The following is an 8,831-nucleotide window of genomic DNA, read 5'->3' as shown; positions in this document are numbered from 1 at the left end:
TCACGTTCGCCGCCGAGGTGGCCCGTGAGCTGCTGGTCTGCCTCGGCGAGGGCGACGACGAGTACCTGGCCCAGCAGTCGATCCGCACCTTCTTCAACACCAGCGCCCCGCACAAGCACTACGTGAAGACGGCCCTGTCGGTACTCAACATGGGCTTCATGCGCGGTCTGTCCGCCGCCTACATGGAGGCGACGCCGGCGATCAACGACTGGCTGGCCCAGCTGATCGACGGCGACCCGGTGCTGAGGTCGACGGGGCTGACCGTCATCCGGGAGCGGGCCGCCGTGGGCTACCGGCACCTGGAGTACGAGCGGGCCACCGACCGCCACTCGCCGTACCGCAAGATGCTGGCCGCGCTGTGGCGGGAGAGCCCGGTGCCCTCGCTGCGGGACGGCGAGACCCTCGCGACCATGGCCTCCCTGCTGCACGTCGACCACCGGGGCGCCTCCCTCGCGGGCGCGCTGATCGAGCGCTCCGGCCTGACCCCGACCGCGTGGCTGCGGCGGTACCTGCGGGCCTACTACGTTCCGCTGCTGCACAGCTTCTACGCCTACGACCTGGTGTTCATGCCACACGGCGAGAACGTCGTCCTGGTGCTGGAGGACGGCGCGGTGCGGCGGGCGGTCTTCAAGGACATCGCCGAGGAGATCGCCGTCATGGACCCCGACGCGGACCTGCCGCCGCAGGTGCGGCGGATCCGTGTCGAGGTCCCCGAGGACATGAAGCTGCTGTCGATCTTCACGGACGTCTTCGACTGCTTCTTCCGCTTCCTCGCCGCCCACCTCGCCGAGGAGGGCGTCCTGGCGGAGGACGGCTTCTGGCGCACGGTCGCCGAGGTCACCCGTGCCTACCAGGAGGCGAACCCGCAGCTGGCCGACAGGTTCCGCCGGTACGACATGTTCGCCCCCGAGTTCGCCCTGTCCTGCCTCAACCGCCTGCAGCTGCGGGACAACCGCCAGATGGTGGACCTCGCCGATCCGTCCGGCGCGCTGCAGCTGGCCGGCACCCTGCGCAATCCCCTCGCCGGTTTCTGACGGCGGCACGGAGACGGACGGGCACCCCGCGGTACGGTCCCGCGGGGTGCCCGTCACCGTGGTCAGCGGGCCGGCCAGGGCACCTGCGGTGAGCGGTGGTAGCGGATGCCGAGCGCGTCCCAGCGCGGGCCCTGCGCGGCCAGCCGCACCCGGTAGGCGGTCCAGCTGTGCGTGGCCGCCGGTGACCAGCCCAGCTCGGCCGCGCCGGCGAGGCGCGGGAACGCCATGTACTCGATGTCGGCGGCCGTGGAGAGGGTCTCGGACCACAGCGGCGCCTCGACACCCCGGACCGCCGGGGCCGGGACGCCCGGCAGGTAGGCGCCGGGGTCCCAGTCGTAGGAGCGCCGCACCTCGACCAGGCCCGCCCACGTGGTGCCGAGCCGGGTGGCGCTCGTGTACTTCATGTCGAGGTACACCCGGTCGGCCGGGGACAGGATCAGGCCCGTGCCGTTCCGGGCGGCGCGCGCGACCTGCTCCTTCTCCGCCGCGTTCGTGCCGTCCAGGCCCCAGTACTGGGCGAGCGCGCCGCGGGCCGGGTGCGCGCCGGTGAGCTGGTGCCAGCCGATGACCGTCTTGCCGTACCGGGCCACGACCGGCTGCACGCGGTCCATGAAGGCGACGTAGTCGGCGTGGCTCGTGGAGTGCGCCTCGTCGCCGCCGATGTGCAGGTAGCGGCCCGGGGTGAGGGCGGCCAGCTCCCGGATCACGTCGTCCACGAAGTCGTAGGTGACCTGCCGGGGCACGCACAGCGAGCTGAAGCCGACCTTCGTGCCGGTGTACAGCGGGGGTGCCACGCCGTCGCAGTTGAGCCGCGCGTAGGAGGCGAGGGCCGCGTTGGTGTGGCCGGGCATGTCGATCTCGGGCACGACCTCCAGGTAGCGGGAGGCCGCGTACCGGACGATCTCCCGGTAGTCGGCCTTGGTGTAAAAGCCGCCGCGGCCGCCGCCGACCTGGGTGGAACCGCCGTAGGAGGCCAGGCGCGGCCAGGAGTCGACGGCGATGCGCCAGCCCTGGTCGTCGCTCAGATGCAGGTGCAGTTCGTTGATCTTGTACAGGGCCAACTGGTCGATGTAGCGCTTGACCTGGGCGACCGTGAAGAAGTGCCGGGCGACGTCCAGCATGGCGCCCCGGTAGGCGTAGCGGGGCCGGTCCTGGACGGTGCCGCCGGCGATTTGCCAGGGCCCGGGCTGCACGGTCTTCCTCTCGACGGCGGCCGGGAGGAGCTGGCGCAGGGTCTGGACGCCGTGGAAGAGCCCGGCGGGGGTGCGCGCGGTGAGCGTGACCCCGCCGGCGCCGCTCGTCAGCCGGTACCCCTCGGCGCCGAAGTCGCCCGGGCGCAGGCTCAGCCGGATGCCGCCGGTACCGCGGTCGGTGACCGGCAGCGGGTAGCCGGTGGCGGGCCGCAGCAGGCCGGCCAGGTAGCCGCCGATCCGGCGGACCTCGGCCGGCCCGTCGACGCGCACGCCGGTCGCCCGGGTGATGCGGTACGGCGTCCCCCCCGGGGTGACGGAGGCCGGCGCCGGGACCACCCGGTCCAGCGGGGCCGGGGCGGCGGCCTGCGCCGCGGGCGCCGCCCCCAGGGTGACGGCGCCGGCCGCCGCGAGCAGCAGGGCACCGAGGACGCGGGGTGTTCGGGGAGTCGTGCCGTGGTTCCGTCTCACATGCGCTCCCTTCGGAGGGGATCGGCCGTCAGGCGGGCGTCGACCACCCGACGTGGTCGAGACCACTCTCCCGCAGATCGGGTGAAACAATCCCCGCATGGCGGAAATCATCCAGAAGGACGGCACCTGGGTCTTCGACGGCGACACCCTGCGCATCACCCCCGGCCGGGACAAGAACGTGGGCCTGCTCCGCCGCGAGCTGGGCGAACTCGTCGTACCGCTCGGGGCGTTGGCCGGTGTCTCGTTCGAACAGGGCCGCAGGGCGGGACGGCTCAGGCTGCGGCTGCGCGACGGCGCCGATCCGCTGCTCCAGGCCACCGGGGGCCGGCTCGCCGAGGCGCACGACCCGTACCAGCTGGCCGTGGAGCCCGACCGGTACGGCGTCGCCGAGTACGTCGCCGACGAGGTGCGCAACGCCCTGCTGCTGGAGGGCGTTTCCCCGGAGCCCGTCGGCACCTACCTGCTGCCGGGCCCGTCACTGCCGGTGTCCGTCTCGGCCGGGGACGGCACGGCGGGCTTCGACGGGGACCGGGTGCGGCTGGAGTGGAACTGGAAGACGGAGGACGCCAAGGCCGCCGCGGGCCCCCGCTCGATCCCCCTCGCGGACATCACCGGCGTGGAGTGGCAGCCCGCGGCCGGCCTGGAGAACGGGCACCTGCGGTTCCTGGTGCGCGGCGCCCCGGTCACCGCGCCGCCCAAGTACGACCCGAACGCCGTCGAGTTGTGGGGCTTCAAGAAGGACCCGCTGATGGCTCTGGTGGCCGCGGCCGTGCAGGCGCGCCTGCCGCACCCCTCGCAGGGCGGCCCCGGCCCGCTGGGGATCCCGGCGCAGCCGGCCGGGGAGCCGGAGGGCGACGACCACGACGCGCTGCTGCGCCGGCTGCGCGAGCTGGGCGAGCTGCACCGGGACGGGGTGCTGACGGAGGAGGAGTTCACCCTGGCCAAGCAGGCGGTCCTCAAGCGCCTGTGAGGACCGCCTGCGCCCGGGGTGCCTACTTGGCCCTGCGGGACACCGTGAAGTGGTCGATGCGGGCGCCGGTCTCGGCGATGCCCGACACCTTCAGCGTGGCCTGCCGGCCCGTGGGCGCGGGCGAGACGTCCACGCGCAGGAAGGAGTAGTCCAGGTACCGCACCCGGGACCAGGCGACGGTCTCGTTCACCTTGCCGTCCTTGGTGTTGACGAAGGAGGCCACGGAGTCGGTCTCGTGCTCGTGGCCCTCGTAGGAGTCCGGGGCGGAGAAGGCGTACAGGCTGCGCCCGGCCGCACCGGCGGTGACGTACACCACGCCGTCGGTCTCCGGGTAGGCGGTGCCGCCGATCGGCAGCTTCTTGGCGACCTTGCCCGCCTTGATCACGTCGGTGCGCTCGTACTGGTGGTTGTGGCCGTTGATGACCAGGTCCACCGTGTACTTCTCGAACAGCGGCACCCACTCCTGGCGCACTCCGCCCTCGGAGGCGTGCGCGGTGGAGGTGCAGTAGGCGCAGTGGTGGAAGAAGACGACGATGAAGTCCACGTCCTTCGACGCGCGGAACTTCTTCAGCCGGCTTTCCAGCCACTTGGTCTGAGTACCGCCTGATATGCCCAGGTTCGCCGGTATCTCGTAGGAGATGTCGTTGGCGTCGAGCGAGATGACCGCGGTGTTGCCGTAGACGAAGGAGTAGACGCCCGGCAGGTTCTTCTTGTCGGGGCCGTTGTCCGGGAGGTTCCAGCGGGCCTCCTCGCCGCCGTAGCCGTTGGGCGAGTACCAGGCCTCCATGTCGTGGTTGCCGTAGGCGGGCATCCACGGGACCTGCTTGGCGACCGACTCGGTCTGGGCGAGGAAGGAGTCCCAGGTCCGGGAGTCGAAGCCGGTGTCGCCGGTCTTGCCCGCGCCGGACGGGTCGGCGTAGGCGATGTCGCCGGCGTGCAGGTGGAAGGCGGGGTTCTGGCCGAGGAGGAGGCTGTTGTTGGCCAGGCCGTGGTAGCCGACGCCCTCGTCGCCGAAGGCGGTGAAGGTGAACGGCGCCTTGTGGGCGGGGGCGGTGGTGAAGGTGCCCACGGTGCCCAGCAGGTGGGGGGCGGCCGGGTCGAAGCCCTGGTGGCCGACGCCGTAGTAGTAGGTCCGGCCGGGGCGCAGGTGGGTCAGCTCGGCGTGCAGGTAGTACTGGGTGTGGTCGCCGCTCGCGCCGACACCGGCCGGGGTGTACAGGGTGCGGACCTCGGCCTCGATCCGGTGCGAGAGGTCCCAGGGGTGGGCGCCGATGCGGAGGAACGGCTTCTTGACGGCGACCGGCACCTGCCAGGAGACGCTGATCTCGGTGCGGGGGTCGTTGCCCCAGGCCAGGTGGCGGCCGAAGGGGGCGACGAGGGAGCCGTCGACGGTCGCGGCGGCGGGGACGGCGGCGGTCCGCTGGGCCGGCACGGCGGCCCGGGCGGTGACGCCCGGCACGAACGCGCCGCCGGCGACGGCGCCCAGCGTGACCGCGCCGCCCCTGATCATGCTGCGCCGCGAGAACCTGGCGCGCAGGTACTCGTGCTGCTCGGCCATGCTCATGCGCGCGGCCAGCTTCTCGGGTACTCCCATACGAGGAATGTCCATGGCGTCTGAAACTCGTCCGTTCGGGCAACGCGTCGCAAGACGCAGGATGGACAGCTTGCGAACAGAGCCCCATAAGACATCCAACAGTCCCCTGCCCGGAATCGGGCACGATTCTTGCGAAAGTGCCGCCGGTACTCCAGGATCTACCGGGTGCACGAGGAACTTCTTGATCATCTGACGCGGTCCACGCCCCTCAGCCGGGGCGAGGCGCTGCGCGTGGTCCAGGACGTGCTCGCCTACTTCGACGAGACGACCCAGGAGTACGTCCGTCGCCGCCACCGCGAACTCCAGGCCCAGGGCCTGGTGAACACGGAGATCTTCGAACGGATCGAGGCGGACCTGAAATACCGGGCGGTGGCGCCGCCGGAGCTGACGCTCAGGCAGCTGCGCCGCATGGTCTACGGCTGAAACCAGCCGGAGCCGGACCAGCGACAGCCAAGGGATACCTCTATATATGTGCGGAATTGTCGGATACATCGGGAAGCGTGACGTCGCCCCCCTCCTGCTGGAGGGCCTCCAGCGCCTGGAGTACCGCGGCTACGACTCCGCGGGCATCGTCGTCACCTCCCCGAAGACGCCCGGCCTGAAGATGGTCAAGGCCAAGGGCCGGGTGCGCGACCTGGAGGCCAAGGTCCCGGCGCGCTTCAAGGGCACCACCGGCATCGCCCACACCCGCTGGGCCACCCACGGCGCCCCCTCCGACCTGAACGCCCACCCGCACATGTCGGCCGACCAGAAGGTCGCCGTCGTCCACAACGGGATCATCGACAACGCCGCCGACCTGCGCCGCAAGCTGGAGGCGGACGGCGTCGAGTTCCTCTCCGAGACCGACACCGAGGTCCTCGTCCACCTGATCGCCCGCTCCTCGGCCGAGAAGCTGGAGGACAAGGTCCGCGAGACCCTGCGGCTGGTCGAGGGCACCTACGGCATCGCCGTCATGCACGCCGACTTCTCCGACCGCATCGTGGCGGCCCGCAACGGCTCCCCGGTCGTCCTCGGCATCGGCGAGAAGGAGATGTTCGTCGCCTCGGACATCGCCGCCCTGGTCGCCCACACCCGGCAGATAGTGACGCTGGACGACGGCGAGATGGCCACCCTCAAGGCCGACGACTTCCGCACCTACACCACCGAGGGCACCCGCACCTCGGCCGAGCCGACCACCGTGGAGTGGGAGGCGGCCTCCTACGACATGGGCGGCCACGACACCTACATGCACAAGGAGATCCACGAGCAGGCCGAGGCCGTCGACCGCGTGCTGCGCGGCCGGATCGACGACCGGTTCTCCACCGTGCACCTCGGCGGCCTCAACCTGGACGCCCGCGAGGCCCGGCAGATCCGCCGCGTCAAGATCCTCGGCTGCGGCACCTCGTACCACGCGGGCATGATCGGCGCCCAGATGATCGAGGAGCTGGCCCGCATCCCCGCCGACGCCGAGCCGGCCTCCGAGTTCCGCTACCGCAACGCGGTCGTCGACCCCGACACCCTGTACGTCGCGGTCTCCCAGTCCGGTGAGACGTACGACGTGCTGGCCGCCGTCCAGGAGCTCAAGCGCAAGGGCGCCCGGGTCCTCGGCGTGGTCAACGTGGTCGGCTCCGCGATCGCCCGCGAGGCCGACGGCGGCATCTACGTGCACGCCGGCCCCGAGGTCTGCGTCGTCTCCACCAAGTGCTTCACCAACACCACGGTCGCCTTCGCGCTGCTCGCGCTGCACCTGGGCCGCACCCGCGACCTGTCGGTGCGCGACGGCAAGCGGATCATCGAGGGCCTGCGCAAGCTGCCCGAGCAGATCACCGAGATCCTCAAGCAGGAGGAGGAGATCAAGCAGCTGGCGGAGAGCTACGCCGACGCCCGCTCGATGCTCTTCATCGGCCGCGTCCGGGGCTACCCGGTGGCCCGTGAGGCCTCCCTGAAGCTCAAGGAGGTCTCCTACATCCACGCCGAGGCCTACCCGGCCTCCGAGCTCAAGCACGGCCCGCTGGCCCTGATCGAGCCGGCGCTCCCCACGGTCGCGATCGTCCCCGACGACGATCTGCTGGAGAAGAACCGCGCGGCCCTGGAGGAGATCAAGGCCCGCGAGGGCAAGATCCTGGCGGTGGCCCACCAGCACCAGGAGAAGGCCGACCAGACGCTCCTCGTCCCGAAGAACGAGGACGAACTGGACCCGATCCTGATGGGCATCCCGCTCCAGCTCCTCGCCTACCACACGGCGAAGGCCCTGGGCCGCGACATCGACAAGCCGCGGAACCTGGCGAAGTCGGTGACGGTCGAGTAGGGACCGGGAACGGAACGGACCCCCGCGTGGCCACCTTCACGCGGGGGTCTTCCCGTGCTGCGGCTCACCGGCCGGCGGGCTTCAGGGAATGACGATCACGGGCCGCTTCGCCCGCTTGGCGAGCCGTCCCGCGACGGAACCGAAGATCCGGCCGACGAGGCCGTGCGTGGAGCCGACGACGATCGCGTCGGCCTCGTACTCCCGCCCGACCTCTTCCAGTTCGTGGCAGATGTCCCCGCCGCGCTCGACCAGGATCCACGGCACCTCGGCCAGGTAGTCCGCGCACGCCAGCTCCAGCCCCAGGACCTCCGTGCGGTGGTCCGGCACGTCCACGAAGACGGGCGGCTCGCAGCCGGCCCACACGGTGGTGGGCAGCCGGTTCGCGACGTGCACGATGATCAGACCGGAGTGGGAACGGTGGGCCATGCCGATCGCATAGGCGAGGGCGCGCTCGCTGGAGGTGGAGCCGTCGAAGCCGACGACGACTCCGTGCCGGAAGGCGGGGTCGCAGGACGGGCGTGACACTTCCGCCGCCAGGGGATCGGCCGCCGTGGGATCGGCGACCGGCCGCTTGCGGTCCGCTGGTTCGAAGAATTCGTGACCGGCCATGGCTGTCTCGGCGTTGTGATCCTTTATGGGAGGGACGACATGTGCGACGGAGCTGTGTCCGGGAAAGGCCTTCCCAAGCCCATACCCCCAAGGGTACGGCGGCACGCCTCCTGAGCCCAGATCCCGCGCACGCTCCGTGAGCGGTCCCCCGACGTCCGTAGGGGTTCACCGGAGCATGCACGAGCCGCGCCCGTAACGCAATGGTTGCTGCCCCGTACAGGCGGTTTGCACGGCGTTCACAGCTGCGCCTGCGGTGACCGAGGGGTCGAACGGGCGTTGAATCGGGATGAGCCACCGCCACAGGGAGTACGAGATGCCCGGACCCCGACCCAGCAGCGAGCCGCGCCCCGCGCCCGACACCGCGAGCGATGTGATCCGCTGGGCGGCCTTCAGCTGCGTGCTCGTGCCCGTGGTACTCGTCTGGTACGGCACCTCGCTGGCCGGTGCCGCCGGCGCCGCGCTGGGCCTCGCGGCCGTCACGGCCGTCTGCCGGCTGCTGCTGCGCCGCTCCGAGCGGTGCGCCCGGCGTTGCGCCACGCAAAGGGGCGGACGTCACACGCGGGAGCAGACACCGGTCGACTGACCTGTTTCCGCGCCTCTGAACGCCAGTTTTCAGCCAACTTCTGGATATCGGCCAGGAGGGGTCCCCACCACCCTCCAACCCCCGTTCCACCTG

At 71.3% G+C, this 8,831-nt stretch carries 8 protein-coding genes; 5 read left to right on the top strand and 3 right to left on the bottom strand.

Annotated elements, in window-relative coordinates:
• Positions 1-1,034 (top strand): IucA/IucC family protein (locus tag IE312_RS40705; protein WP_306419771.1); only part of this gene is annotated, 1,034 nt, incomplete at its 5' end.
• Positions 1,035-1,096: 62 nt separating this feature from the next.
• On the opposite strand, the gene IE312_RS18320 is transcribed toward IE312_RS40705, so the two are convergent.
• The gene (locus IE312_RS18320; RefSeq protein ID WP_229900030.1) at positions 1,097-2,695 is read right to left on the bottom strand and encodes a beta-N-acetylhexosaminidase; all 1,599 of its coding nucleotides are present in this window, start codon (positions 2,693-2,695) and stop codon (positions 1,097-1,099) included.
• A 97-nt stretch (positions 2,696-2,792) separates the two neighbouring features.
• Here IE312_RS18320 and IE312_RS18315 point away from each other — a divergent pair, with 97 nt between their 5' ends.
• A complete protein-coding gene (locus IE312_RS18315) occupies positions 2,793-3,665 on the top strand; it encodes a DUF4429 domain-containing protein (RefSeq protein WP_189983076.1) in 873 nt (290 codons plus the stop codon).
• Between the two features lie 22 nt (positions 3,666-3,687).
• Here IE312_RS18315 and IE312_RS18310 read toward each other — a convergent pair whose 3' ends face one another.
• The gene (locus IE312_RS18310; protein ID WP_189983074.1) at positions 3,688-5,259 is read right to left on the bottom strand and encodes a purple acid phosphatase family protein; all 1,572 of its coding nucleotides are present in this window, start codon (positions 5,257-5,259) and stop codon (positions 3,688-3,690) included.
• Positions 5,260-5,424: 165 nt separating this feature from the next.
• On the opposite strand from IE312_RS18310, the gene IE312_RS18305 reads away from it, so the two are divergent.
• Positions 5,425-5,682: a hypothetical protein gene (locus IE312_RS18305; protein ID WP_189983073.1), complete on the top strand. Its 258-nt coding sequence runs from the start codon at positions 5,425-5,427 to the stop codon at positions 5,680-5,682.
• A 46-nt stretch (positions 5,683-5,728) separates the two neighbouring features.
• Complete coding sequence (gene glmS / locus IE312_RS18300; RefSeq protein ID WP_189983071.1) at positions 5,729-7,546, top strand: glutamine--fructose-6-phosphate transaminase (isomerizing); 1,818 nt, start codon at positions 5,729-5,731, stop codon at positions 7,544-7,546.
• 81 nt (positions 7,547-7,627) lie between these two features.
• Here the strand turns inward: glmS and IE312_RS18295 are convergent, their stop codons facing one another.
• The gene (locus IE312_RS18295; RefSeq protein WP_189983069.1) at positions 7,628-8,155 is read right to left on the bottom strand and encodes a universal stress protein; all 528 of its coding nucleotides are present in this window, start codon (positions 8,153-8,155) and stop codon (positions 7,628-7,630) included.
• Between the two features lie 313 nt (positions 8,156-8,468).
• Between IE312_RS18295 and IE312_RS18290 the strand changes: the two genes are divergently transcribed.
• The gene (locus tag IE312_RS18290; RefSeq protein ID WP_189983067.1) at positions 8,469-8,738 is read left to right on the top strand and encodes a hypothetical protein; all 270 of its coding nucleotides are present in this window, start codon (positions 8,469-8,471) and stop codon (positions 8,736-8,738) included.
• Positions 8,739-8,831: the final 93 nt, after the last annotated feature.

This window comes from Streptomyces capoamus, from assembly GCF_014654935.1.
Taxonomy (GTDB): Bacteria; Actinomycetota; Actinomycetes; order Streptomycetales; family Streptomycetaceae; genus Streptomyces; species Streptomyces capoamus.
Note: the sequence above shows the minus strand (reverse complement) of the source record. Positions and strands in the feature narration are given on the sequence as shown.

Coding starts and splice junctions, on each gene's coding strand:
- IE312_RS18310 (WP_189983074.1), bottom strand. CDS start 5,259: ATGGGAGTACCCGAGAAGCTGGCCGCGCGCATGAGCATGGCCGAGCAG.
- IE312_RS18290 (WP_189983067.1), top strand. CDS start 8,469: ATGCCCGGACCCCGACCCAGCAGCGAGCCGCGCCCCGCGCCCGACACC.
- glmS (WP_189983071.1), top strand. CDS start 5,729: ATGTGCGGAATTGTCGGATACATCGGGAAGCGTGACGTCGCCCCCCTC.
- IE312_RS18315 (WP_189983076.1), top strand. CDS start 2,793: ATGGCGGAAATCATCCAGAAGGACGGCACCTGGGTCTTCGACGGCGAC.
- IE312_RS18295 (WP_189983069.1), bottom strand. CDS start 8,155: ATGGCCGGTCACGAATTCTTCGAACCAGCGGACCGCAAGCGGCCGGTC.